The organism is Bradyrhizobium sp. BR 10289 (assembly GCF_019455385.1).
GTDB lineage: Bacteria > Pseudomonadota > Alphaproteobacteria > Rhizobiales > Xanthobacteraceae > Bradyrhizobium.
Map to the genome: position 1 here is coordinate 1 of NZ_JACOFR010000035.1, position 23940 is coordinate 23940.

General features: G+C 65.3%; 20 protein-coding genes. 12 read left to right on the forward strand and 8 right to left on the reverse strand.

Features of this window, described 5'->3' with window-relative positions; all coding sequences use genetic code 11:
- Nucleotides 1-243: 243 nt before the first annotated feature.
- From HYH08_RS34470 to HYH08_RS34480, 3 genes are all read left to right on the forward strand, one after another.
- Nucleotides 244-1311, forward strand: a complete 1068-nt coding sequence (locus tag HYH08_RS34470; protein WP_220014267.1) for an acyltransferase family protein — start codon at nt 244-246, stop codon at nt 1309-1311.
- 246 nt (nt 1312-1557) lie between these two features.
- Nucleotides 1558-4635, forward strand: coding sequence for a DNA polymerase I (polA, locus tag HYH08_RS34475; protein ID WP_220014268.1), 3078 nt, complete (start codon nt 1558-1560; stop codon nt 4633-4635).
- A 270-nt stretch (nt 4636-4905) separates the two neighbouring features.
- Nucleotides 4906-5541 (forward strand): LysE family translocator, encoded by a 636-nt coding sequence (locus HYH08_RS34480; RefSeq protein WP_220014269.1) that lies wholly within the window; start codon nt 4906-4908, stop codon nt 5539-5541.
- Nucleotides 5542-5661: 120 nt separating this feature from the next.
- Here the strand turns inward: HYH08_RS34480 and HYH08_RS34485 are convergent, their stop codons facing one another.
- Nucleotides 5662-6288 carry a glutathione S-transferase family protein gene (locus tag HYH08_RS34485; protein WP_220014270.1) on the reverse strand — a complete coding sequence of 209 codons (627 nt, stop codon included), beginning with the start codon at nt 6286-6288 and terminating at the stop codon, nt 5662-5664.
- A 186-nt stretch (nt 6289-6474) separates the two neighbouring features.
- Here HYH08_RS34485 and pyrE point away from each other — a divergent pair, with 186 nt between their 5' ends.
- Nucleotides 6475-7038 (forward strand): orotate phosphoribosyltransferase, encoded by a 564-nt coding sequence (gene pyrE / locus HYH08_RS34490; protein WP_220014271.1) that lies wholly within the window; start codon nt 6475-6477, stop codon nt 7036-7038.
- Between the two features lie 306 nt (nt 7039-7344).
- The gene (locus HYH08_RS34495; RefSeq protein ID WP_220014325.1) at nt 7345-8121 is read left to right on the forward strand and encodes a DUF2865 domain-containing protein; all 777 of its coding nucleotides are present in this window, start codon (nt 7345-7347) and stop codon (nt 8119-8121) included.
- Between the two features lie 63 nt (nt 8122-8184).
- On the opposite strand, the gene HYH08_RS34500 is transcribed toward HYH08_RS34495, so the two are convergent.
- The 5 genes from HYH08_RS34500 to HYH08_RS34520 all read right to left on the reverse strand — a co-directional run bounded on the left by HYH08_RS34500 (nt 8185) and on the right by HYH08_RS34520 (nt 14527).
- Nucleotides 8185-8616 carry a hypothetical protein gene (locus HYH08_RS34500; protein ID WP_220014272.1) on the reverse strand — a complete coding sequence of 144 codons (432 nt, stop codon included), beginning with the start codon at nt 8614-8616 and terminating at the stop codon, nt 8185-8187.
- Nucleotides 8617-8734: 118 nt separating this feature from the next.
- On the reverse strand, nt 8735-9406 hold the full coding sequence (pdeM, locus tag HYH08_RS34505; RefSeq protein ID WP_220014273.1) for a ligase-associated DNA damage response endonuclease PdeM: 672 nt from the start codon (nt 9404-9406) through the stop codon (nt 8735-8737).
- Nucleotides 9407-9448: 42 nt separating this feature from the next.
- A complete protein-coding gene (locus tag HYH08_RS34510) occupies nt 9449-12025 on the reverse strand; it encodes a ligase-associated DNA damage response DEXH box helicase (RefSeq protein WP_220014274.1) in 2577 nt (858 codons plus the stop codon).
- Nucleotides 12026-12244: 219 nt separating this feature from the next.
- A complete protein-coding gene (locus HYH08_RS34515; protein ID WP_220014275.1) occupies nt 12245-13474 on the reverse strand; it encodes an ABC transporter substrate-binding protein in 1230 nt (409 codons plus the stop codon).
- Nucleotides 13475-13600: 126 nt separating this feature from the next.
- On the reverse strand, nt 13601-14527 hold the full coding sequence (locus HYH08_RS34520) for a class I SAM-dependent DNA methyltransferase (RefSeq protein ID WP_220014276.1): 927 nt from the start codon (nt 14525-14527) through the stop codon (nt 13601-13603).
- A gap of 54 nt (nt 14528-14581) precedes the next feature.
- Between HYH08_RS34520 and HYH08_RS34525 the strand changes: the two genes are divergently transcribed.
- The 5 genes from HYH08_RS34525 (at nt 14582) to HYH08_RS34545 (ending at nt 20042) form a co-directional block, all read left to right on the forward strand.
- Nucleotides 14582-15619: a ligase-associated DNA damage response exonuclease gene (locus HYH08_RS34525; RefSeq protein WP_220014326.1), complete on the forward strand. Its 1038-nt coding sequence runs from the start codon at nt 14582-14584 to the stop codon at nt 15617-15619.
- The gene (locus HYH08_RS34530; RefSeq protein WP_220014277.1) at nt 15616-17277 is read left to right on the forward strand and encodes an ATP-dependent DNA ligase; all 1662 of its coding nucleotides are present in this window, start codon (nt 15616-15618) and stop codon (nt 17275-17277) included. Before HYH08_RS34525 ends, HYH08_RS34530 begins: the two co-directional genes overlap by 4 nt.
- A 314-nt stretch (nt 17278-17591) precedes the next feature.
- On the forward strand, nt 17592-17894 hold the full coding sequence (locus tag HYH08_RS34535; RefSeq protein ID WP_220014278.1) for a DUF6460 domain-containing protein: 303 nt from the start codon (nt 17592-17594) through the stop codon (nt 17892-17894).
- Between the two features lie 29 nt (nt 17895-17923).
- Entirely contained in the window at nt 17924-18658 is a 735-nt protein-coding gene (locus HYH08_RS34540; protein ID WP_220014279.1) for an MBL fold metallo-hydrolase, read from the forward strand.
- A 1-nt stretch (nt 18659) separates the two neighbouring features.
- On the forward strand, nt 18660-20042 hold the full coding sequence (locus tag HYH08_RS34545; protein ID WP_220014280.1) for an MATE family efflux transporter: 1383 nt from the start codon (nt 18660-18662) through the stop codon (nt 20040-20042).
- Between the two features lie 87 nt (nt 20043-20129).
- On the opposite strand, the gene HYH08_RS34550 is transcribed toward HYH08_RS34545, so the two are convergent.
- Both HYH08_RS34550 and HYH08_RS34555 read right to left on the reverse strand, forming a co-directional pair.
- Complete coding sequence (locus HYH08_RS34550) at nt 20130-21227, reverse strand: quinone-dependent dihydroorotate dehydrogenase (protein WP_220014281.1); 1098 nt, start codon at nt 21225-21227, stop codon at nt 20130-20132.
- On the reverse strand, nt 21224-21568 hold the full coding sequence (locus HYH08_RS34555) for a DUF952 domain-containing protein (protein WP_220014282.1): 345 nt from the start codon (nt 21566-21568) through the stop codon (nt 21224-21226). Before HYH08_RS34555 ends, HYH08_RS34550 begins: the two co-directional genes overlap by 4 nt.
- A 286-nt stretch (nt 21569-21854) precedes the next feature.
- Here HYH08_RS34555 and HYH08_RS34560 point away from each other — a divergent pair, with 286 nt between their 5' ends.
- Both HYH08_RS34560 and HYH08_RS34565 read left to right on the forward strand, forming a co-directional pair.
- On the forward strand, nt 21855-22505 hold the full coding sequence (locus HYH08_RS34560; RefSeq protein ID WP_220014283.1) for a S24 family peptidase: 651 nt from the start codon (nt 21855-21857) through the stop codon (nt 22503-22505).
- Between the two features lie 90 nt (nt 22506-22595).
- On the forward strand, nt 22596-23348 hold the full coding sequence (locus HYH08_RS34565; RefSeq protein ID WP_220014284.1) for a carbonic anhydrase: 753 nt from the start codon (nt 22596-22598) through the stop codon (nt 23346-23348).
- Nucleotides 23349-23940 lie beyond the last annotated feature (592 nt).

Sequence of the window (23940 nt, forward strand, 5' to 3'; positions counted from 1 at the left end):
GCTCCGGACACCAGTCCCACATAGCCCGTTCCGATCATCGCGATTCGCATGAAAATCCCTGTTCTGGCTTGGTTAACGAAACCCCAACGCGGGGCGGTTTAGCACTTTCCTGCGGGGAGGGAACAGTCCGCGTGTAAAAACCGGCACGCGAATTGAACCGGTAAAGAAGTCGGAAACCACTGGGCTCCAAACTGCCCCACGCCCGCACAAAATCGGGCGGAACACGCCTCGAAACGGGACACCATGGCACCATCAGGCACAATCGCCGCGAGCGGGCTTTCCAAGGCCCCTCCCGCCGCGCGTGTCGACTGGGTCGACTATGCCAAGGGCATCTGCATCATCATGGTGGTGATGATGCATTCGGTGCTGGGGGTCGAGCTCGCCGCCGGCGAGACCGGTTTCATGCATGTTCTGGTGGCGTTCGCAAAGCCGTTCCGGATGCCGGACTTTTTCCTGATTTCGGGCCTGTTCCTGCCGCTGGTGATCGACCGGGACTGGCGAACCTATCTCGACCGCAAAGTGGTGCATTTCGCCTATTTCTATGTCGTCTGGGTGACAATCCAGTTCGGCTTCAAGGCCCCCGCCTTCGCGGCGGAAACCAGCTGGCGCGAGGCGGGCCTGCTGTATCTCGAATCCTTCATCGAGCCGTTCGGCACGCTCTGGTTCATCTACCTGCTGCCAGTCTTTTTCGTCGTCACAAAATTGACACGCCAGGTTCCGCCGCTCGCGATCTGGCTGATCGGGGCCGCGCTGGAGACTGCCCGCGCGACGACCGGCTGGACCGCGATCGACGAGTTCTGCGCGCGCTTCGTCTATTTCTATTCGGGCTACCTGTTCGCGCCTTACGTGTTCGCACTGTCGGATCGTGCGCGCAATCATCCCGCATGGGCACTGGTCGTGCTCGCGGCGTGGGCGCTGGTCAATGGCGGCCTCGTCGCGATCGGCGCCAGCGAATGGAAGATCGTGTCGCTCCTGCTCGGTTTTGCCGGCGCCTGCGCGATCATCACCATGGGCACGCTGCTCGCGCGCATACAGTGGCTGAACTTCCTGCGCTTCTGCGGCGAGCATTCGATCGTGATCTATCTCGCCTTCTTCCTGCCGATGGCGGCCACGCGCACGCTGCTGCTGCGCACTGGCATCATCACAGACATCGGCACGGTGTCGCTGATCGTCACGGTTGTCGGCGTAATCGGATCGCTGGCGGTCTGGCAGGCGGCGTTGCGGCTCGGAGCGCACTTCCTGTTCGAGCGGCCCGATGCGTTCTGGATCGCGCCGAAGAAGGCGCGGCCGGTGTTGCAGGCGGCGGAGTAGCTGAGCTCTCGGTGTCGTCCCCGCGAACGCGGGACCCATACTGCGTGATCTGTCAATAAACCGCGATCTTCGTACCAAGGCCTAATCACTACCAGCCTTCGCCAAAGCTCTCCCTGTGGGTATGGGTCCCGGATCGGCGCTCCGCTTCGCTGCGCTTGTCCGGGACGACGATTTGCGTGTGGGAATCCGCCTAAAAATCCCCCTCCCAAGGCTGTCAAAGCCCGCAAAAATTCATACATTGCGGCCATGCCCAAGACATCCCCGAAGACCTCCGCCAAAGCCGACACCAAGGCCGCGCCGAAGGCTGCCGCCGAGACCAAAGCCGCTGCGCCAGCTGCTGCCAAACCTCTTGCGGCGAAGGCGGCCGGCAAGGGCGACCACATCTTTTTAGTCGACGGTTCCGGCTACATCTTCCGCGCCTATCACGCACTGCCGCCGCTGAACCGCAAATCCGACGGGCTTCAGGTCAACGCCGTGCTCGGCTTCTGCAACATGCTGTGGAAGCTGCTCCGCGATATGCCCGAGGACAATCGGCCGACGCATCTGGCCATCGTGTTCGACAAGTCGGAGATCACCTTCCGCAACAGGATCTATCCCGAGTACAAGGCGCACCGGCCGCCGGCGCCTGACGATCTCATTCCGCAATTCGCGCTGATCCGCGAAGCGGTCCGTGCCTTCGACCTGCCCTGCCTGGAACAGGTGGGCTTCGAAGCCGACGATCTCATCGCGACCTATGCGCGGCAGGCCAGCGAGCGCGGCGCCACCACGACCATCGTGTCCTCCGACAAGGATCTGATGCAGCTCGTGAACGACAAGATCACGATGTACGACACCATGAAGGATCGCCGTATCGGGGTTCCCGAGGTGATTGAGAAGTTCGGCGTACCACCGGAGAAGGTGGTGGAAGTGCAGGCGCTGGCCGGCGATTCCACCGACAACGTGCCCGGCGTGCCCGGCATCGGCATCAAGACCGCGGCGCAATTGATCGTGGAATATGGCGACCTCGAGCAACTGCTGTTCCGCGCCCCCGAGATCAAGCAGCCGAAGCGGCGCGAGGCGCTGATCGAGAATGCCGAAAAGGCGCGGATCTCGCGCCAGCTGGTGCTGCTCGACGACAAGGTCGATCTCGACGTGCCGCTCGACGACCTCGCGGTGCACGAGCCCGACGCGCGCAAGCTGATCGCCTTCCTGAAGGCGATGGAATTCACGACGCTCACTCGCCGCGTCGCCGACTATTCGCAGATCGATCCCAGCAACGTCGATGCCGATCCCGGCTATTCCAGCGGGGCCAGCGTGTTCTCGCCGCTGCCGCCCTCGGACGTGGTGCCCGCCCCCGGAACCGGCACGGCGACGCAGGCCCGTCCCGGCGAACCCAACACATCGGCGGGCAAGGAGGACAAGGCCGCGAGTCTGAAGGGCGCGCCGGTCTCGCTCGCTGCGGCGCGCGAAGCGGCGCTGCGCAAGCTGCCGTTCGACCGCAGCAAGTACCAGACGATCAAATCGCCAAGGGAGCTCGAGGCCTTCATCGCGCGCATCCATGACACCGGCCATGTAGCGATCGAGATCAAGGCGAGCAGCATCGACCCGATGCAGGCCGATTTCTGCGGTATCGCGCTGGCACTGGCGCCGAACGAGGCCTGCTATGTGCCGCTGGCGCACAAGCAATCCGGCGGCGGCGCGGGGCTGTTCGACGCCGGCCTCGCGCCGGATCAGGTCAAGCACTTAGATGCCATCGAGGCTTTGCGGCCGGTGCTGGAATCCGCGGGCATCCTCAAGATCGGCTTCGACGTCAAATTCGCCGCCGTGATGCTGGCGCAGCACGGCATCACCTTGCGCAACATCGACGATGCCAAGCTGATTTCCTACGTGCTCGACGCCGGGCGCGGCTCGCAGGAGCTGGACTCGTTGTCCGAGCGCTGGTTCGGCCACGCCATGCTGAAGGAGAGCGAGCTGCTCGGCAGCGGCAAGGGCAAGATCACTTTCGACCAGGTGCCGATCGACAAGGCCGCGCCGCTGTCGGCCGAAGGCGCCGACATGGCGCTGCGCGTCTGGCGCGTGCTGAAGCCGCGGCTCGTCGCCGAGCGCATGACGACCGTATACGAAACGCTGGAGCGGCCGCTGGTGTCGGTGCTCGCACGCATGGAACGGCGCGGCATCTCGATCGACCGCCAGGTGCTGTCGCGCCTGTCGGGCGACTTCGCCCAGACCGCCGCGCGCGTCGAGGCCGAGATCCAGGAGATCGCCGGCGAGCCGGTCAATGTCGGTAGTCCAAAACAGATCGGCGACATCCTGTTCGGCAAGATGGGCCTGTCAGGCGGCACCAAGACCAAGACCGGCGCGTGGTCGACCACCGCGCAGGTGCTCGACGAGCTCGCCGAGCAGGGCCACGACTTCCCGAAGAAGATTCTGGAGTGGCGCCAGGTCTCGAAGCTGAAATCGACCTACACCGACGCGCTGCCGACTTACGTCAATCCGCAGACCCATCGCGTCCACACCACCTACGCGCTGGCCGCGACCACGACGGGCCGGCTGTCGTCGAACGAGCCGAATCTGCAGAACATTCCTGTGCGCACCGAGGACGGCCGGAAAATCCGCCGCGCGTTCATCGCAACGAAGGGGCACAAGCTCGTCTCCGCGGACTATTCGCAGATCGAGCTGCGCCTGCTCGCGGAGATCGCCGACATCCCGGTGCTGAAGCAGGCCTTCAAGGACGGGCTCGACATTCACGCCATGACCGCCTCGGAAATGTTCGGCGTGCCGATCGAGGGCATGCCGAGCGAGATCCGCCGCCGTGCGAAGGCGATCAATTTCGGCATCATCTACGGCATTTCCGCGTTCGGCCTTGCCAACCAGCTCGGCATCGCGCGCGAGGAGGCCTCCGCCTACATCAAGAAATATTTCGAGCGCTTCCCCGGCATCCGCGCCTATATGGACGAGACGCGCGACTTCTGCCGGCAACACGGCTACGTCACGACGCTGTTCGGCCGCAAGTGTCACTACCCCGATATCAAGGCGTCCAACGCCTCGGTGCGCGCCTTCAACGAGCGTGCCGCGATCAACGCGCGACTGCAGGGCACCGCCGCCGACATCATCCGCCGCGCCATGACCCGTGTCGAGGATGCGCTAGCCGCCAAGAAGCTCTCGGCGCAGATGCTCTTGCAGGTGCATGACGAACTGATTTTCGAGGTGCCCGACGACGAGGTCGCGGCGACGCTTCCCGTCGTGCAGCACGTGATGCAGGACGCGCCGTTCCCGGCCGTGAACCTGTCGGTGCCGCTGCATGTCGACGCGCGAGCGGCGAGCAATTGGGACGAGGCGCATTGATCTTTCTTACCTCTCCCCGCCTGCGGGGAGAGGTCGGATCGCTCTTGCGATCCGGGTGAGGGGGTACAGGTCTCAGGTCGATCTCTCCCGCGGAGAGAGGCCCCTCACCCCAACCCTCTCCCCGTAAGAACGGGGCGAGGGAGCGCACCTGCGCAAGAACGCTGCGCCGCGTCCGGGGGACGAGACTCGAATTGTCCTCCGAGCAATTGCGTGATGGCAGTCGCGCGCCTCGCATATTAGAACCCTTGCATCTCCCGCACCGGTTCAATCATGCCCCACACCTCCGCCCTGCTCGGCTTCGCCCTGGTCTGCCTTGGTCTCGTGCTCACGCCCGGGCCGAACATGATCTACTTGATCTCGCGCTCGATCACGCAAGGGCCGGCCGCTGGCATCGTCTCGCTCGGTGGCGTCGCGCTGGGCTTCGTATTCTACATGCTGTGCGCAGCGTTCGGCATCACGGCGTTGCTGCTGGCGATTCCGTTCGCCTATGACGCGCTGCGCTTTGCCGGCGCCGGCTATCTGTTGTGGCTCGCCTGGCAGGCGGTGAAGCCGGGCGGGCGCTCCCCGTTCCAGGTGAAGACGCTCGCGATCGACAGCCCGCGCAAATTGTTCGCGATGGGCTTCGTCACCAATCTGCTCAACCCGAAGATCGCGATGCTGTACCTGGCGCTGCTGCCGCAGTTCATCGATCCCGGCGCGGGCAGCGTGCTGACGCAGTCGATGATGCTAGGCGCAATCCAGATCGCGATCAGTGTCAGCGTGAATGCGATGATCGCGCTCGCGGCCGGCTCGATCGCGCTATTCCTGGCGAACCGGCCGAGCTGGATGCTGGTGCAGCGCTGGCTGATGGGCACCGTGCTGGCGGGGCTCGCGGTGCGGATGGCGGTGGAAGCGAAGAAGGTGTGAGGCACCCTGTCATGCCCCGGCTTGACCGGGGCATCCAGTACGCCGCGGCCTCTCGGCTCTATCACCACCGTCTCTGGAATACTGGGTCGCCCGGTCAAGCCGGGCGACGACAGCGTCCGCTCAATCCAGCTTCGCCTCCATGCCCCGCTTCACGGCCGGGCGGGCCATCAGGGTGTCATACCAGCGCTTGACGTTGGGAAAGTCGGCCAGCTCAACCTTGTGGCGAGGGTGGCGCCAGGCCCACCCCAAAATTGCGAAATCGGCAACCGAGAGCTCGCCGGCGACGAAGTCGTGGTCGGCGAGGCGCCTGTCCAGCACGCCGTAGAGCCGCCGGGTTTCGGCCATGTAACGCTTCAGGCCATAGGCGCGGTCCTGCTCGTTCTCGAGCGCGATGAAATGGTGCACCTGGCCGGGCATCGGGCCGAAGCCGCCCATCTGCCACATCAGCCATTCATAGACCGGGATGCGCTGGCGAAGCGATTTCGGCAGGAATTTGCCGGTCTTTTCGCCCAGATAGAGCAGGATTGCGCCGGACTCGAAGATGCTGACCGGCTTGCCGTCGGGACCTTCGGGGTCGAGGATCGCCGGGATCTTGTTGTTCGGGGAGAGCTTCAGGAACTCCGGCGCCATCTGCTCGCCCTTGGTGATGTTCACCGGGACCACCTTGTAGGGCAGCCCCATCTCCTCCAGCGCGACCGAGATCTTGCGGCCGTTCGGCGTGTTCCAGGTGTGCAGCTCGATGGTCATTTCCCTGTTTCCTTGCCCAGTTTCCTGCCCGAAATCTCCGGCATCCACCTACTCCAGAAGATTGCACCCCCACAACCGGCGGAGCGGGATGGCCGATCCCTGTTGACGGGAGGCGCCCCCTCTGGAATGTCGCGCCCGTCGCGGATAAATTCCGCCACTTCCAAAAACGCTGTTCGAGGGACCGCCGTGTCGAAATCTGCCTCCCGCGCCCGCCTGTTCGAAATCATCCGCCGGCGCTCCTTCGGCCGCGGCGAGGTGACGCTCGCGTCGGGCCGCAAGAGCGATTTCTATTTCAACCTGAAGCCGACCATGCTCGATCCCGAGGGCGCGACGCTGCTCGCCGAACTCACTTACGAGGCGCTGAAGGACGACCAGCTCGACTTCATCGGCGGCCTCGAGATGGGCGCGGTGCCGCTCGCCGGCGCGCTGGCGCAGATCTCCTGGATCAAGGGCCATCCGATCGCGGCCTTCTTCGTGCGCAAGAAGCCGAAGGAGCATGGCGCCAGGCTCGCGATCGAGGGCCTGCCCAAGGGCGAGACGCTGGCCGGCAAACGCGTCGTGATCGTCGAGGACGTCACCACGACCGGCGGCTCGGCGATGAAGGCGGTGGAATCGGTGCGCGAGACCGGAGCCGAGGTCGTGCTGGTGCTGACCATGGTCGACCGCGAGGAAGGCGCCACCGACACGTTCGGTGCGGCCGGCCTGCCGTTCCGCTCGCTGTATAAGGCGTCGGAGTTTTTGAAGGCGTGATCTTTCTTCTCCCTCTCCCCGTTCTTACGGGGCCGCGACGAGCTTCGCTCGCGCTGGGAGGGTTGGGGTGAGGTGCCTCTCTCCACGCGCGAGATCGCCGTGAGACCTGTACCCCCTCACCCGGATCGCAAGAGCGATCCGACCTCTCCCCGCAAGCGGGGAGAGGTGAAGGTCAACCGCTCATTTACCATCGCGGCTTATGGTGAATCAGTCGCTGAGACCTCGTTGGGTCCCGGCCCGGTTCAGTAGCGTCGGGTGGAGTAAGCGTTGCGTACAGTTTCCCATGCGCGCCGGCGGCGTCGCGCGATGCTGGTAGCCGCCACTCTCGCTAGCCCGCTGTGTGCGGCACCGGCCCCGGTTTCGGCCGAAGGGCTGTTCGACTTCTTCTTCGGCGGCATGCAGCAGCAGCGGCCGCAGCGCGAAGTGCCGCAGCAGGCGAACTCCTACGCCGATCCCTTCACCGGCCAGCAGAACGCGAACCCGCAATATGTGCCGCCGACGCGGTCGGCTGCGGCCGGCAGCTCCGGCCCGGCATTCTGCGTGCGCAGCTGCGACGGCAAATATTTTCCGCTGATGCGCGGCCTCGCCTCGCCGGCGCAGATGTGTCAGGCGTTCTGCCCTGCCAGCGCGACGAAAGTGTATTTCGGCTCCTCGATCGACGGCGCCACTGCGCAGACCGGCGAGCGCTACGCCGACAGCGAGAACGCGTTCGCCTATCGCAAGGCGCTGCGCGCGGACTGCACCTGCAACGGCCGCGAGCCGGTCGGGCTTGCCCCGGTCGACCTCGCGCTGGACTCCTCGCTGAAAGCCGGCGACGTGATCGCCACCACCGACGGCCTCGTCGCCTATACCGGCATCCGCGTCGGCAACGACCAGGCCGCCGACTTCACCCCGGTCGCCTCCTATCCCGGCCTCACCGCGCAGGTCCGGGCGCGGCTCGGCGAGATGAAGGTGGCGCCGGTGCGGGCCGAGACGGTTGCAGCCGATGCCCCGGCGCCGGCCGAGATCGTGCGCGAGGCGTTGCCCGATGTGACGGCGCCGAAGGCGACGGCGAAGCCGGCGAAACGGGCGGGCTTGGAGTAACGCACTCTCGTGTCAAGGACGCGGTGCGTGCGCGTAGCGCCGCGCCGCGTCCGGGGCAAGAGACTATCTCCCGATGATCACCCCGATCACGTTCGGCGCGGCCAGATATTTCTCCTCGATCGCCGCGCGCGCCGCAGCACGATTCTCCGGCGTCAGCAGGCCGCGCTTCTCGGCCAAGATCATCCAGCAGAAACCCCACCAGTCGGTCAGCATGCCCTGATCGCCAACGAGGTCGTAGCCCTGCTCGGCCGCGAAGATGCGCGCATGCGCTTCGTCCAGCGTATCGAGGAACAGGTGGTCCTCGGTCGAGAACAGATCGTCGCTGATATCGTCGATGGTGTAGCCCCAGATCGACTGGCACACCGCATTGAACTCGCGGTCGAACTGATCGTCGTCGATCCGCTGGCGGCGCGCGGCCTGGTGCAGCCGCGACAGCGAGCGCGCGAAATCAGCGATCCGGGTGAGAGCGAATTGGTCGAAGGCAACGGTGGACATGTAGTCCTCGCAAAGTCTGACAGACGCTAGATATTGTGTCGGCAATGTGCCGAATCACAATGATATATCAAAGACTTGCTAAAGTGTTCTTAATTTGTTCCAAGGGATCCCGAAACGCTCAATAACAGCGCGAGGCCGCAATCGCGTGGACGCGGCGGTCGCCGAGCAGATGGGCGACAAAGCCGTTCTTCGGAAAGATCTTTGCGAACGCGGCATCGCGAATGCTGAGGCCGCCGGCATAGGCGCCGAACGCCGGCATCACCGCGCGCAGGCCGTCGCTGGCAAAACAACGTCGCTCCATCGAGCGGCCGCGCGCGGAGACGCGCGCCTTAGGATGGAGATGGCCGGCGATCTCGCCAGGCGCACCTGATGGCTCGTGGCGGAAGGTGATCGGTCCAACAGCGACTTCGTCGGCGATGGTGCCGCCGAGATCGCGCGGCAATGCCGGATCGTGATTGCCTGAAATCCAGATCCAGTCGCGGCCGGCCTGGAGTGCGGCGACGGCGGCGCGATCGTCCGGAGAGAGACGCTCATGCGCGGTGCGATCGTGAAAGCTGTCGCCGAGCGCGATGACGGTGCGCGGATTATGGCGGGAGATGACAGCAGCGAGGCGACCGAGGGTGGCGAGCGTGTCGTAAGGCGGCAGCAGCACGCCGCGGGTGGCGAAGCTCGAGCCCTTCTCCAGATGCAGGTCGGAGACGACGAGCAGGCGCTGCTCGTCCCAGTACAGCGCGCCGGAGAGATCGGCGGCGAAGGTCACATCGCGGATGGTGACCCTGGAAACGCGCATGTCCTCGACATCCCCCGAAACTAGCGCGCCCAAAGTCACGTCTTACCCGCTTCTATCCATCGCCTCTTTGACCAGCTCATCGGCGGCTTCGGCCAACAGCTCGTCTGCTGCTTCGCCATAAACTGACTCGCGGCCGATTTCCAGCATCACAGGCACGGCGAGCGGAGAGACACGGTCGAGTTCCCGGTGGGTAATGCGGCCCTGGATGCGCATCAGCATGTCGCTGAGACGGCGCAGATCGAGCAGGCCAGTGGCGGCATCGGCGCGGGCGGCACGCAAGAGGACGTGGTCGGCCTGGTGTTTGCGCAGAACGTCGTAGACGAGATCGGTCGAGAACAGCACCTGGCGGCGGCTCTTCTCTTCGCCGGTGTGGCGGCGCGCGATCAGGCCGGAGATGATGGCACAGTTGCGGAATGTGCGCTTCATCAGCGCCGATTCGGCGAGCCAGGCTTCGAGGTCGTCGCCGAGCATATCAGGGTCGAACAGCGCGTTGAGGTCGATGCGGCCGTCGCGGATCATGGAGGAGAGGTCGCCGAGCGCCCAGATCGCCACCGCATATTCGTTGGCGACGAAGCCGAGCGGCCGGGCGCGGGCGCGCTCCAGCCGACGCGTCAGCAGCATGCCGAGCGTCTGGTGCGCGAGGCGGCCCTCGAAGGGATAGCAGACGATGTAATGCTTGTTGGCGCGGGGAAAACTTTCCACGAGGAGCTCGCGTACGGCGGGCACGCGGCTGACGTCCCTTTGCAAAGACAGCCAATCCCGCACCTGCTCCGGCAGACCGTTCCACGCGCGGCCGTCATCGAGCAAGCGGCGGACGCGTTCGGCCAGATAGGTCGAAAGCGGAAACTTGCCGCCCATATAGGACGGCACTTTCGGATCCTTGTCATGCGCGCGTGAGACATAGACCTGGTCTTCCACCAGGGTTTCGTAGCGAACCACTTCGCCGCTGAACACAAAAGTGTCGCCGGGCGAGAGGCCCTCAATGAAAGCCTCCTCGATCTCGCCGAGCAAGCGGCCGCCGCGTGCGATCACGCCGGTCGATCCAGTACCGCCGCCGCCGCGCGAGCGCACCAGCCGCACCTTGAGCATGTCGTCCTCGACAATGGTGCCGACGTTCATCCGGTAGCTCTGGCGCACCTTTGGATTGGCGACGCGCCAGCGGCCCTCCTTATCCTGCTTGATGCGCGCGAAGCGCTCATAGGTTTTGAGCGCATAGCCGCCCGAGGCGACGAAATCGACGACGTCGTCGAAATCCTGCCGCGTGAGCCCGGCGTAGGGTGCTGCGGTGTTGACCTCGCCATAGAGATCGTCGCTGAAGAACGGCTCGCCGCAGGCGCAGCCGAGCACGTGCTGGGCCAGCACGTCGAGTGCGCCGGTGCGCAAGGGCGGCGTGTCCTGGGCGTTCTCGGCGATGGCGTCGATGGCGACGCGGCACTCCAGCACCTCGAAACGGTTCGCGGGCACCAGCACGGCGCGCGAGGCCTCGTCGAGACGATGGTTGGCGCGGCCGATGCGCTGCATCAGGCGGGAGGATCCCTTGGGCGCGCCGATGTTGACGACGAGATCGACATCGCCCCAGTCGACGCCGAGGTCGAGCGATGAGGTGCAGACCACGCCGCGCAATCTGCCGGCCGACATGGCGTCCTCGACCTTGCGGCGCTGCGCGACATCGAGCGAGCCGTGGTGGAGCGCGATGGCGAGGGCGTCGTCGTTCATGCTCCAAAGATTCTGGAACAGCATCTCGGCCTGGCTACGGGTATTGACGAAAACCAGCGTGGTCTTGTTGGCCTTGATCAGCTCGTAGATCTCGGGAAGCGCATGGCGCGCGCTGTGGCCGGCCCAAGGCAGCCGTTCACGCGTATCGAGCATCTCGACTTGCGGCGGCGCGGCGCCGCCTGCGACGACGATGTCGGCGGCCGCCTCCTTGCCGCCCGGCTGCGGCACCAAGAAACGCGCGAGCTGGTCCGGCTCGGCGACGGTCGCGGACAAGCCGATCGCGCGCATCTGCGGCGCCAGCCGCCACAGCCGCGCAAGGCCGAGTGACAAGAGATCGCCGCGCTTGGACGTCACCAGCGCGTGCAGCTCGTCGAGCACGATGCGTTTGAGGGAGGAAAACAAAAACGGCGCGTCGTCGGAGGAAAGCAGCAACGCGAGCTGCTCCGGCGTCGTCAGCAGGATATCCGGCGGATAGCGCCGCTGCCGCTGGCGCCGCGACACCGGCGTGTCGCCGGTGCGGGTTTCGACCTTGATCGGCAACGCCATCTCGGCGATCGGACGCTCGAGGTTGCGGGCGATGTCAACGGCGAGCGCCTTGAGCGGGGAGATGTAGAGCGTGTGGAGGCCGGCGCTGCGCTGGACGGAACGGCCCGTGGAGACCACGGATTTCGCCGGTGTCGCCGGTGCAGAGCTCAGCTCCACCAGCGTCGGCAGAAAGCCCGCCAGCGTCTTGCCGGCCCCGGTCGGCGCGATCAGCAATGCGGAGCGGTCCTCGCGCGCCTTTTCCAGCAGCGCAAGCTGATGCGCGCGCGGCGACCAGCCGCGCGCCGCGAACCACTTCTGGAAGCGGTCGGGCAGCAGCGGGGCCGGCTCGGCCGGGATTTTGAGGATGCGGGGCGGCACGGCATCACAGGTAAGCCGTGGGAATGGGTTCGTCGAGGGGTGGGAGGACTTAAGCGCTGGGCACCGCTTCCCCTCTCCCCTTGTGGGAGAGGGTGGATCGCCGCGAAGCGGCGAGACGGGTGAGGGGTTTCCATCCTCGCTAACAGTCTGACGCGTGGACAGACCCCCTCATCCGGCGCTTCGCGCCACCTTCTCGCACAAGGGAAGAAGGAAAGGAGATTACTCCGACATCGGCTTGTCGGAGATGTCCCAATCCTTGCCGCTGAAGGTGGAGATGAAGAGCGTCTTCATCGGCGTGTAGTCGTCAGGCGTATAGTCATAGGTAACGCCGTCGAGGAAATAGGGCGAGTGGAAGCCCTTGAGGTTGGAGGCCTGCTTCAGCACGTTGGCGCGGGTGAGATCGTCGCCGCAACGGCGCAGGATCTCGCCCATGGTGACCGCCTGGCCGTAGCCGGCGAAGGCGATGGTGTTGTCGGGGTCGATCGCCGGCGTGTATTTCTTGCGCAGCTCCTCGAACGCCATCACGTCGGGGTCCTTCTCCCATTTCGGCAGGCCGACCTCCTTGTTGTAGCGGATGGCCACGATGCCGGTGGCATTCTCGAGACCCGCAGCGTTGAGGATCGAGCGCCCGGTCGAACCGGCCGACAGCAGCTGCAGCGGCTTCCAGCCGAGCTCGGCCACTTTGCGGATCGACTGCGACGTCGCCTTGCCGGTGGTGATGTTGTAGAAGACGTCCGCGCCCGACTTCGAGAGATTGATGAGCTGGGAATCGACCGTCGGATCGGTGAGATCGTAGGTCTGCTCCATGATGACAGATGCGGTGCCGCCGGCGTCCGCCAGAACCTTCTTGAACGGACCGAGGAAGTCGCGGCCGAAATCGTCGTTCTGGTAGAGGATGCCGACCTTCGCATTCGGCTTCACGGCGACGACGTGCCGCGCCAGGATGCGCGCCTCGGTCGGGTAGAGCGGCAGGCCCGCCATCGTCCATTTGAATTCTTTCGGGTTGTTCCACTTGGACGCACCGGTGTTGAGCAGCAGCTGCGGCACGCCCTTGGAATTGAGATATTTGTGCACGGAAGTCTGCGGCGCGGTGCCGAGCGAGCCGTAGAGCGCGAGCACCTCTTCCTGCTCGACCAGGCGCCGCGTCGCCTCGACGCATTTCGGCGCGCTGTAGGCGTCGTCCATGGTGAGAAACTTGACCTTGCGCCCGTTGATGCCGCCCTTCTCGTTCAGCATCTGGAAATAGGCTTCGCCGATGCGGCCCAAGACGCCGTAGAGCGAGCCGGGACCGGAATGCGGCACGGTCTGCCCGATCTTGATTTCGGTGTCGCTGGCACCCGCGTCGTATTTCTTCTCCGCCGCCCAGACGTAAGGCGCAGGCAAGGTCGATGCGGCGATGGTGGCGAGCGCGCCGGCGCTGAAATCGCGCCGCGATGGATTCTTTGTCATTGTTCGTTCCTCCCTAGCGGGCGCATTGTGCTGGGAACGGAGCACGGCTCGCAAGCAGGAAGTCGTCGCGTTGCGACGCAATGACGCCGGAATCAGAGTGAGTCAGCGCCTAGACTCAAGTTTCTCTCAAGCTTTCTCGGCGACGACGACGAGACCGCGCACCGGCTCGTTGTTCTCGTTGCGCGGCGAGCATGGCTCCAGCGTGAGCAGCTTCAGGCCAGCCTTGGCAATGACGCCGCGCACATATTCCGCTGAATGGGCATAGCGCAGGCCCTCGCCGAGCACGATGCCGTCGCCTGCATGCGTCTCCAGCGTGAAGGCGAGCACGCCGCCGGAGACGAGCACGCGCCTGGCTTCGGTGAGAACAGGCGTGAGATCGGAGAGATAGACGAACGCGTCGGCCGCGACGACGAGATTCGCGCATCCATCGGCCTTGGCGCGCAAGCCCTCGATCATGTCGGCGACTTCGAGCTCGGCATAGAGCCCGGTGGCACGCGCCTCCTTGATCATGCCGGGCGACAGATCGATGCCGATGAAATGATCGACCTGTTTTGCGAACGCCGCAGCCGCAAGTCCGGTACCGCAGCCGAGATCGATGGTGCGCTTGAAGAAGGCCGGCTTCTTCGCCGCGACGCGCGCGGCCAGCACCGCCTTGAAGATCAGGCTAGGTGCGCGGTAGCCCAGATCGTTGATCAACGCGTGCTCGAAGCGCGGCGCGTATTGGTCGAACAGCGCCTGCACATAGGCCTTCGGCATTTCGGCGAGCTGCGCATCGCCGAGCCGGATCAGGTGCAGGCCGGCGCCGTGCTGGTCTTCAGGATCGGACCGCCGCGCTTCTCGAAACGCCGCGATCGCCTTGTCGCGCTCGCCGAGCTGAAGGCGGATCTCGCCGAGCGTGAACCAGGCCGAGGTGAAGTTTGGCGCGAGCTCGATGGCCTGCTCGATGAGGTCGGCGGCGGCGGGCAGATCGCCCTTGAGTTGGAGGTCGCGCGCGAACTCGAAACGGCGGTCGGCCATGAGATCGCCGGAGGTCAGGAACAGGCGGGGCGGCATTGAAGGAACCGGAGGATGACTCGAAGAATTGACGGCGCAGCCTATATGACAGAAATGCGCCCGCAAGACATCCTGCTGCCAACAGCTGCCGGCCTGTGCTGCAAGCCCGGCGGCTTCCACATCGACCCTGTCCGACCGGTGGAGCGGGCCGTGATCACCCACGGCCATTCCGACCACGCCCGCGCCGGCCACGGCGCCGTGCTGGCGACGCAGGAAACGCTCGACATGATGCGGCTGCGCTACGGCGAGAATTTTGCCGGATCGACGCAAGTCATCAGCTATGGCGAGGAGATCCGGCTTGGCGACGTCAAGGTGAAGTTTCACCCGGCCGGCCATGTGCTGGGCTCGGCGCAGATCGCGGTAACCTGCAAAGACACCTGCATCGTCGCCTCCGGCGACTACAAGGATGCGCCCGACCCGACCTGCACGCCGTTCGAGCTGGTGCCCTGCGACGTCTTCATCACCGAGGCCACTTTCGGCCTGCCGGTGTTCCGGCATGGCGATGCCGCGGACGAGGTGAAGAAGCTGCTGGCTTCGGTCGCACTGTTTCCCGAGCGGGCACATCTCGTCGGCGCCTATTCGCTCGGCAAGGCGCAGCGCGTGATGAAGCTGCTGCGGCTCGCCGGCTATGACGCGCCGATCTATCTGCACGGCGCGATGGAGAAGATCACGTATTACTACCAGAGCCGCGGCATCGAGCTCGGCGAGCTCAGGCCGGTGGCCGGCATGAAGAAGGCGGCGCTCGCCGGCACCATCACGCTGGCTCCGCCGTCGGCGACATCGGATATCTGGGCGCGGCGCTTCCCCGATCCCGTCACTGCGTTTGCCTCGGGTTGGATGCGCGTGCGCGCCCGCGCGCGGCAGGGCGGCATCGAATTGCCGCTGGTGATTTCCGACCACGCCGATTGGGACGGCCTCACTGCAACGATCGCGGCGACCGGCGCCGGCGAGATCTGGGTCACCCACGGCCAGGAAGACGCGCTGGTGCATTGGTGCAAGTCACGCGGACTGCGGGCGCAGCCGCTCGATCTCGTCGGCTATGGCGACGAGGAAGAGAGCGAGACGCCGCCTCAAGGCGAGGCGGAGGCATGAACCGCTTCGCCGAACTTCTGGACCGCCTCGCCTACGAGCCCGGCCGCAACAACAAGCTGCGGCTGATCACCGCCTATTTTCGCGAGGTCGGCGATCCCGACCGCGGCTACGCGCTGGCGGCACTGACCGGCGCGCTGAGCTTCAAGCATGCCAAGCCGGCGCTGATCCGCGATCTCATCGCATCGCGCACGGATGAGGTGCTGTTCGGGTTGAGCTACGACTATGTCGGCGATCTCTCGGAGACGGTGGCGCTGATGTGGCCGAAGGCCGCGATGGCGGCTCACAACAACCCGCCGCCTCCGACCCTCACCGAGGTCGTCACCACGCTCCGCACCCTCGGCAAGACCGAGCTGCCGAAGCAGCTCGAACGCTGGCTCGATGAGCTCGACGAGACCGGCCGCTGGGCGCTGCTGAAGCTTGTCACCGGCGCATTGCGCATCGGCATCTCGGCGCGCCTCGCCAAGACCGCAGCCGCCGCGCTCGGCGACAAGGACCCGCATGAGATCGAGCTGATCTGGCCCGGCCTCTCGCCACCCTATCTCGACCTGTTCGCCTGGCTGGAAGGCCGCAGCGAGAAGCCGGTCAATCGCGATCCCGCACCGTTCCGCCCCGTCATGCTGGCGCATGCGATCGAGGACGGCGATTTCGCCGCGCTCGATCCCGCCGACTATATCGCCGAGTGGAAATGGGACGGCATCCGCGTGCAGGCCGTGGCCGGCCGCGACGAGCGCGGCCAGATCACCGCGCGGCTCTATTCGCGCACCGGAGAGGACATCACCGGCAGCTTTCCGGACCTCGTGCCGTCGCTGCGGCTACCCGGCGCGATCGACGGCGAGCTCTTGATCCTGCGCGAGGGCCGCGTGCAGAGCTTCAACGTCCTGCAACAGCGCCTCAACCGCAAGGTCGTCTCGCCCAAGCTGATCAAGGAATTTCCGATTCACCTGCGCGCCTATGACCTGCTGGGCGATGACGAGAACGATCTGCGCGAGCTGCCGTTCGCCGAGCGGCGCGAGCGGCTGGAAACCTTCATCGGCAAGCTTGGCGATCCCCGCATCGATCTCTCGCCGACTGTGCCCTTCGCGAGCTGGGACGCGCTCACCGCCGCGCGCGCCGATCCCGCAAGCGCTGGCGCGGGTGAAGACGCCGATGCCGTCGAGGGCGTGATGCTGAAGCGGCGCGATGCGCCTTATCTGCCGGGGCGACCGAAGGGACAATGGTGGAAGTGGAAGCGCGATCCGCACATCATCGATGCCGTGCTGATGTATGCGCAGCGCGGGCATGGCAAGCGTTCGTCCTATTATTCCGACTACACTTTTGGCGTCTGGACCGAAGGCGCTGACGGTGATGAGCTGGTGCCGGTCGGCAAGGCTTATTTCGGCTTCACCGACGAGGAGCTGCTGCAGATCGATCGCTTCGTCCGCCGCAACACCACGGAAAAGTTCGGCCCGGTGCGGCACGTCGTGCACGAGGGCGACAAGGGCCTGGTGCTGGAGGTCGCCTTCGAAGGACTGCAGCGTTCGCCGCGGCACAAATCCGGCGTCGCCATGCGCTTTCCCCGCATCAGCCGCCTGCGCTGGGACAAGCCGCCGCGAGAAGCCGACCGGCTGGAGACGCTGGAGAAGATGCTGAAGGCGGAGGCGGCGGAGGTTGAGGCGTGAAACGTGCGAGGCTGATTATCGCCACGACGGCGGTGCGCTCCCTCTCCCGCTTGCGGGAGAGGGGTGGGGAGAGGGCTTTCTCCGCAACGGGACAATCCCCTAGAGGAAAAAACCCTCACCCGCCACGCTCTGCGAGCGTGTCGGCCTCTCCCGCAAGCGGGAGAGGCCGGAGCCCGCGGCAGCAGCGTGCCAAATCGAAGCTCGACATATCCGCACGAATTAAACTCCGGTAACCCGATTGACGCGCCGTTGCGGGTTCCCCATGTGCCTCGCCGTGCCCTATAATGGGGTCGAATCCCCTCAAGGAGTTTGAGATGGTCCAAGACGTCAGAGACATGCCGGCCGGCCGCAGCGATGGGCTGAACCGCTTTCTCGGCGGCTCGCCGCTGGCTGTCGCGTTTCGCCTGGTCCTGCTCTCGATCCTGGTCGGCGTCGTGCTGGCAGCGATCGGCTTCGATCCCTGGAACATCATCAACAGCATTCGCCTGCTGTTCCAGCGTCTGTGGGATCTCGGCTTCGATGCCGTGAACTGGTTGTGGCGCTACTTCCTCCTCGGCGCCGTCATCGTGATCCCGATCTGGCTGCTCTCGCGCATCTTCGGCGCGCCGCGCCGCTAACGCCGGACAAATTCAGGGAGTCGCAGCCGATGCAATTGCGTTTCGTAGGCTGCGGCGATGCCTTCGGCTCGGGCGGCAGGCTCAACACCTGCTTCCATGTCTCCGGGAGCGAAGCCAATTTCCTGATCGATTGCGGCGCGTCGGCCTTGCCGGCGCTGAAGCGGCTCGAGATCGACCGCAACGATATCGATCTCATCCTCATCACGCATTTCCACGGCGACCATTTTGCCGGGCTGCCGTTCTTCCTGCTCGACGCGCAATTCGGGCGGCGGACGCGGCCGCTGACGATCGCGGGCCCGCAAGGCATCGCGACGCGGCTGGCGCAGGTGATGGAAGCGCTGTTCGAGCATTCCTCGAAAACGAAGCAGCGCTTCGAGCTCAACGTGACCGCGCTCGCGCCCGGGCAAGGCCAAAGCTTTGGCGCGGTGAAGGTGACGCCCTACCCGGTCGTGCACGGCGAATCCGGCGGGCCGTTCCTCGCCTACCGCGTCGAGGCCGAGGGCCGCACGCTCGCCTACAGCGCCGACACCGAATGGACGGAGGCACTCATTCCGCTGGCGCATGGCGCGGACCTTTTCATTGCCGAGGCCTATATGTACGAGAAGGCGGTCAAGAACCATCTCAGCCTGAAGACCTTGGAACAGCATCTGCCAGCGATCGGCGCCAAACGCCTCGTCCTCACCCATATGAGCGACGACATGCTGTCGCGTCTCGCGGACATCACACACCTTTCCGCCGAAGACGGAATGGTGCTCGAACTCTGACATGCACGCGCCGGTTTCCGCCAAAATAGGCTCACGCCAGGTCTTCGCCATCGCGGGGCCCGCGATGATCGCCAACCTGACCACGCCGCTGATCGGCGTGGTCTCGACCACCGCGATCGGACGGCTCGACGATGCCGCCCTGCTCGGCGGCGTCGCGATGGCCTCGGTGATCTTCGACTGCCTGTTCTGGCTGTTCGGCTTCCTGCGCATGAGCACGCTCGCCTTCACCGCGCAGGCGCTCGGCGCGGGCGAGACGCGCGAGCAGACCGTGATCCTGGTCCGCGGCTTCATCGTCGCCGGCCTGATCGGCGCCGCGCTGATCGCGCTGCAATTGCCGCTCGCCGGCGTGCTGTTCGACCTGATGGGCGGCAGCGAGGGCGTGACGCGCGCGGCAAAGACCTATTTCATGATCCGGATCTGGTCATCGCCGTTCGCCTTCGCCAACTACGTCATTCTCGGCTGGCTGGTGGGGCAGGCCCGCGCCAACCCGGCGCTGCTGCTCCAGATCGTCATCAACCTCATCAACATGGCGGCGACGATACTGCTGGTGCTGGTCTACGACACCGGCATCGCAGGCGCGGCGATCGCCGCCCTGCTCTCGGAGGGCATCGGCTTCGTGCTCGGCTGGCTGGTGTGCCGGCGTTATGCGGATGGCGGCTTTGCCGTTCCGCGCGCCACGCTGTTCGACCGTGCCAAACTGATGCGGCTGCTGGCGGTGAACACCGATATCCTGATCCGCACCGCGGCGCTGATCGCCGTGTTCCTGTTCTTCACCGCCAAGGGCGCGCGCGCCGGCGACGTCACGCTGGCGGCGAACTCAGTGCTCAACAATTTCCTGCTGGTCAGTGCCTTCTTCCTCGACGGCCTCGCCAACGCGGCCCAGCAGCTCTGCGGCCGCAGCTTTGGTGCCCGCGATGCCGGGGGTTTTGCCGATTCGACCCGGCTGGTGCTCTCGTGGGGACTCGGCTTCGCACTGGTGGTCGCGGTGCTGTTCGCGCTGTTCGGGCCGGCCCTGATCGATGTCATGACGGCGAGCGACGCCGTCCGCCGCGCCGCGCGCGAATTTTTGCCGTTCGTCGTGGTCGCCCCCATTCCTGGCGTGTTCGCCTTCGGTTTCGACGGCATCTATGTCGGCGCGACCTGGGCGCGCGAGATGCGCAATCTGATGCTGGCTTCGCTCGCGATCTTCTTCGGCGTCTGGCTGGCGCTGCAGTCGTTCGGCAATGCCGGACTGTGGAGCGCGCTGATCGCCTCCTATGTGGCGCGCGGCGGCCTGCAGGGCGCACGGTATCCGGCGCTGTATCGGAAAACGTTCTCTTCTTCTCCTTCTCCCCGCGTGCGGGGAGAAGGTCGGGATGAGGGGGGCTCTCCGCGGGGCCGGTGAGAATTGGACTCGCGGAGAGTCCCCCTCACCCGGAATTTGCTCTCGCAAATTCCGGCCTCTCCCCGCAAGCGGGGAGAGGCGAAGAGGCTACATCCCCGGCCAGTCTTCTGCCGTGAGCGTCGCGGCATCGGCGCCGACGATCTCGGACAGCGAATCCCGGCCCGTGCGCAGCAACGTCGAGGTGAGGTCGCGCTTGATCTCGTCGACGAGGCCGAGGCCCTTGTAGACCAGCGACGAATAGAGCTGGATCAGGCTCGCGCCAGCGCGGATTTTTGTCAGCGCCGCACCACCCGAGTCCACGCCGCCGACGCCGATCAGGGGAAAGGCGCCTTCGACGCGGACATAGGTCTCCGCGACCATGCGCGTCGACAGGCGAAACAGCGGCCGCCCGGACAGGCCGCCCTGCTCCTTCGCGCGCATCTCCTCGCGCAGTGTGCTCGGCCGCGCGATGGTCGTGTTCGACACGATCATGCCGTCGACCTTGCGCGAACGCGCGACCTGCACGACGTCGTCGAGCTGGGCGAGGCTGAGGTCGGGCGCGATCTTGAGCAGCACCGGCGTGTCGCCGGCCTTCTGCCTGACACGCTCGCGCGCGTCGATCACGTGCGCCAGGAGATCGTCGAGCAGCGCACCTTCCTGCAGATTGCGCAGGCCCGGCGTGTTCGGCGAGGAGACGTTGACAGTGAAATAGCTCGCGACCGGCGCAAACGTCTCGATCAGCTTGACGTAATCTGCGACGCGGTCGGGCGAATCCTTGTTGGCGCCGACATTGACGCCGACGATGCCGCCGTGCTGCGCGCGCGCCGCGAGCCGGCGCAGCACGACTTCGGCGCCGTCATTGTTGAAACCCATGCGGTTGATGACGGCCTCGTCCCGCTCGAGCCGAAACAGCCGCGGTCGCGGATTGCCGCCCTGCGGCTTCGGCGTCACCGAGCCGATCTCGACAAAGCCGAAACCGAGCCGCAGCAGCGCGTCGGGCACCTCGGCGCTCTTGTCAAAACCCGCGGCCATGCCGATCGGGTTGGGAAAGTTGAGCCCGAAGGCGCGCACCGCGAGCTTGGCATCGTCAGGCCGCGGCTTCATCGCTGGCAGGAAGCGCAGGCCCTGGATCGCGAGGCGGTGGGCATCTTCCGCATCGAGCAGGCGCAGCACCGGCAGCGAGAACGCATCGAAGGCGCGGATCACGGCAGCAGCTCCGGAACGTCATGGCTGCCATCGGAGCGCATGTTGAGGTTGATCACCGCGAGCACGGCGCCGAGATCGAGCTCGCCATAGAGGTGCGGAAACAGCTCGTCATTGCGCGAGCGCTCCCAGCGCAATTCGCTGCCGAACGCCTCGCCGTCGACCTCGACCAGGAACAGCGCGCGCTGGCCGAAATAATGTTTCCGCAGGGTCTCGGGGACCTGGGCCGCGGTCGAGAAATGGATGAAGCCGTCGCGCGCATCGTCCGCGCTGCCGCAGTACACGCCCTGCCGTTCCGCCTCGCGCCAGGCCGAGGCCGGACAGATTTTGTAGATCTTCACCACCGCTCACGCAGCCCTGTTTGCTCTTTGAGTCTTCTGGGTTTTTTCGTCTGCTAGGGCTCTTTGAAACCCGGGCGCGACCGTAAAGGTGGCCCCTGCCGAACTCAAGCGTTAGCTGCTTCGTTCGGATGAAATCCGGACGAAGCCCCAAATTGTTGTTTTGACGCGTTTTCTTGCCGCGAGCCGGTATCCACTTCGCTTGAAAACGCTTCGCTGCCTCTTGCGCGAAAAACGGAAAACCGGTTGATTTGAGGATAGTTTTCCTGAGTTGCGACGGGCTGGACCTTCCATGGTCAGACAGGCCAAAGCGCAGAGGATACTGACTCACGACCAGATCTGGGTCGCACTGGATCGGCTGGCGGCGCGCGCCGGCCTGTCGCCGTCCGGCCTTGCCAAGCGGGCAGGCCTCGACCCCACCACCTTCAACAGGTCCAAGCGCGTCACCCCCGACGGCCGCGAGCGCTGGCCATCGACCGAATCGATCGCCAAGGCGCTGGCGGCCACCGACGCCTCCATCGATATCTTTGCAAAGCTGGTCGACGACGAGGCTGGCGACGGCCGCACCGTACCGCTGCTCGGCTTCGCGCTGGCCGGCACGAGCGCCGCGTTCGACGAGGCTGGCCTGCCATCCGGCAAGGGCTGGAGCGAATTTGCGCTGCCGGCCGAGGACCGCCGCACCTTTGCGCTGGAAATCTCGGGCGATGCGCTTGCGCCGGTCTACCGCGACGGCGACGTCATCCTGGTCGCGCCGGGTGCACCGGTCCGCAAAGGCGATCGCGTGGTGGTGAAGGCCAGAGCGGGTGAGGTGACCGTCGCGACGCTGAAGCGCCGCACCGCCAAGGCGCTGGAATTGCAGCCGCTCGATACCGCGCAGGCCGAGCGGACGATGGCGGCGGGTGACGTCGCGTGGATCGCGCGGATCGTGTGGGCGAGCCAGTAGGCGCGACGCGCGATCGCCATTGCGACTCACTCCGCTCCTCGCCTAGGTTCCGCGCACATTGCCGACCAAATGCATCTTAAGGGAGAAATCATGAATCGCCGTCACGCCTTGAAAGCGCTCGCCGGTCTCGCGCTCTGTCCGCTGTGCAAGCCCAGCTTCGCCGCCGAAGGCGCGCATTGGAGCTATGAAGGCGCGGGCGGGCCGGCCAAATGGGGCGACCTGGATGCCGCCAACAAGGCCTGCGCGGTCGGCCTGCAGCAATCGCCGATCGACATCGAGGCCACGGTCAAATCGCAATTGCCCGCGCTGAAGCTGAACTGGGGCAAGAGCGCCGATACCATCGTCAATAACGGGCATACGATCCAGCTCAACTTCGCCGAGGGCAGCACGCTTCTGCTCGGCGGCGTAACATACAAGTTGCTGCAGGTGCACTTCCACCGGCCGAGCGAGCATCAGATCGGCGGCAAGAATTTTCCGATGGAGGCGCATTTCGTCCACCGCAACGAGGCCGGCGGGCTCGCCGTGGTCGGTGTGCTGATGGCCGAGGGCAAGCCGAACGCGGCGTTCGGCAAGATCGTCAAGACCATGCCGGCGGCGGAAGGGCCCGCGGTGAAAGCCGACCCGAGCATCGATCCGCACGCGATGCTGCCGGCAAAGCTCAGCTATTTCCGTTATCCCGGCTCGCTGACGACGCCGCCCTGCTCGGAGGTGGTGGAATGGCTGCTGCTGACCGATCCGATCCAGGTCTCGGCGGCCGACGTCGCCGCGTTCGCAAAGCTCTATCCGATGAACGCGCGCCCGGTACAGAAGGACAACAGGCGTTACGTGCTGCGGTCGAGCTGAACTAGTGCTCCACACAACGCTGTCGTCCCGGCGTTCGCCGGGATGGCAGCGGCGAGCGAAGCGAAGAGCAACACGCCCGTCACGCACTCCTTGCTGCTGCCCGACCCATAGTATGTCCGCAGCCCCAGATTTCCGGTCCTTGAATTTGCTGGGCGTTTTTCAACGGGGAAGAATGGATCTGACCGCAGGAGGAAGCATAGTCCGCCCGCAAAAGAGTGAATCAGCGGCCTCAACCAGGACCATCTGTATGACCACGAACCCGCGGAGGGCCCCGCAAAGATCAAGAAACGACATTATCTGGCCAAGCGAACGAGAGGGCTCCGCTTCGTCCATCATACAACAAAGTGCCTTCCTTCAATAAGTCACGTCCCAGCAGCAAATCATGCCCGCCAAACAGTCGGTTCGCTCCGTACAACTGCACGTTTGGCCACAGCGAGATCCCTTCCCCTCCATTGCGCGAAAAGGGGATGGCTATGTCCCCCTCAAATCTGAACTCGGCAATATCGCCTTGATCGGGCACCACCGCCGTAATCCCGAGCCTCTCAACCAACCTCCTCGACAAAACAGTCACGCTCGAGCCGGTATCGACTAT

Excerpts from the sequence above, each read along its gene's own strand:
- pdeM (WP_220014273.1), bottom strand. The coding sequence starts at position 9,406 with ATGCGCGTTTCCAGGGTCACCATCCGCGATGTGACCTTCGCCGCCGAT.
- HYH08_RS34495 (WP_220014325.1), top strand. The coding sequence starts at position 7,345 with ATGCTGGTAGCCGCCACTCTCGCTAGCCCGCTGTGTGCGGCACCGGCC.
- HYH08_RS34545 (WP_220014280.1), top strand. The coding sequence starts at position 18,660 with ATGCACGCGCCGGTTTCCGCCAAAATAGGCTCACGCCAGGTCTTCGCC.
- HYH08_RS34560 (WP_220014283.1), top strand. The coding sequence starts at position 21,855 with ATGGTCAGACAGGCCAAAGCGCAGAGGATACTGACTCACGACCAGATC.
- HYH08_RS34525 (WP_220014326.1), top strand. The coding sequence starts at position 14,582 with ATGCGCCCGCAAGACATCCTGCTGCCAACAGCTGCCGGCCTGTGCTGC.
- HYH08_RS34535 (WP_220014278.1), top strand. The coding sequence starts at position 17,592 with ATGGTCCAAGACGTCAGAGACATGCCGGCCGGCCGCAGCGATGGGCTG.
- HYH08_RS34480 (WP_220014269.1), top strand. The coding sequence starts at position 4,906 with ATGCCCCACACCTCCGCCCTGCTCGGCTTCGCCCTGGTCTGCCTTGGT.
- HYH08_RS34565 (WP_220014284.1), top strand. The coding sequence starts at position 22,596 with ATGAATCGCCGTCACGCCTTGAAAGCGCTCGCCGGTCTCGCGCTCTGT.
- HYH08_RS34520 (WP_220014276.1), bottom strand. The coding sequence starts at position 14,527 with ATGCCGCCCCGCCTGTTCCTGACCTCCGGCGATCTCATGGCCGACCGC.
- polA (WP_220014268.1), top strand. The coding sequence starts at position 1,558 with ATGCCCAAGACATCCCCGAAGACCTCCGCCAAAGCCGACACCAAGGCC.
- HYH08_RS34515 (WP_220014275.1), bottom strand. The coding sequence starts at position 13,474 with ATGACAAAGAATCCATCGCGGCGCGATTTCAGCGCCGGCGCGCTCGCC.
- HYH08_RS34530 (WP_220014277.1), top strand. The coding sequence starts at position 15,616 with ATGAACCGCTTCGCCGAACTTCTGGACCGCCTCGCCTACGAGCCCGGC.
- HYH08_RS34470 (WP_220014267.1), top strand. The coding sequence starts at position 244 with ATGGCACCATCAGGCACAATCGCCGCGAGCGGGCTTTCCAAGGCCCCT.
- HYH08_RS34540 (WP_220014279.1), top strand. The coding sequence starts at position 17,924 with ATGCAATTGCGTTTCGTAGGCTGCGGCGATGCCTTCGGCTCGGGCGGC.
- HYH08_RS34485 (WP_220014270.1), bottom strand. The coding sequence starts at position 6,288 with ATGACCATCGAGCTGCACACCTGGAACACGCCGAACGGCCGCAAGATC.
- HYH08_RS34500 (WP_220014272.1), bottom strand. The coding sequence starts at position 8,616 with ATGTCCACCGTTGCCTTCGACCAATTCGCTCTCACCCGGATCGCTGAT.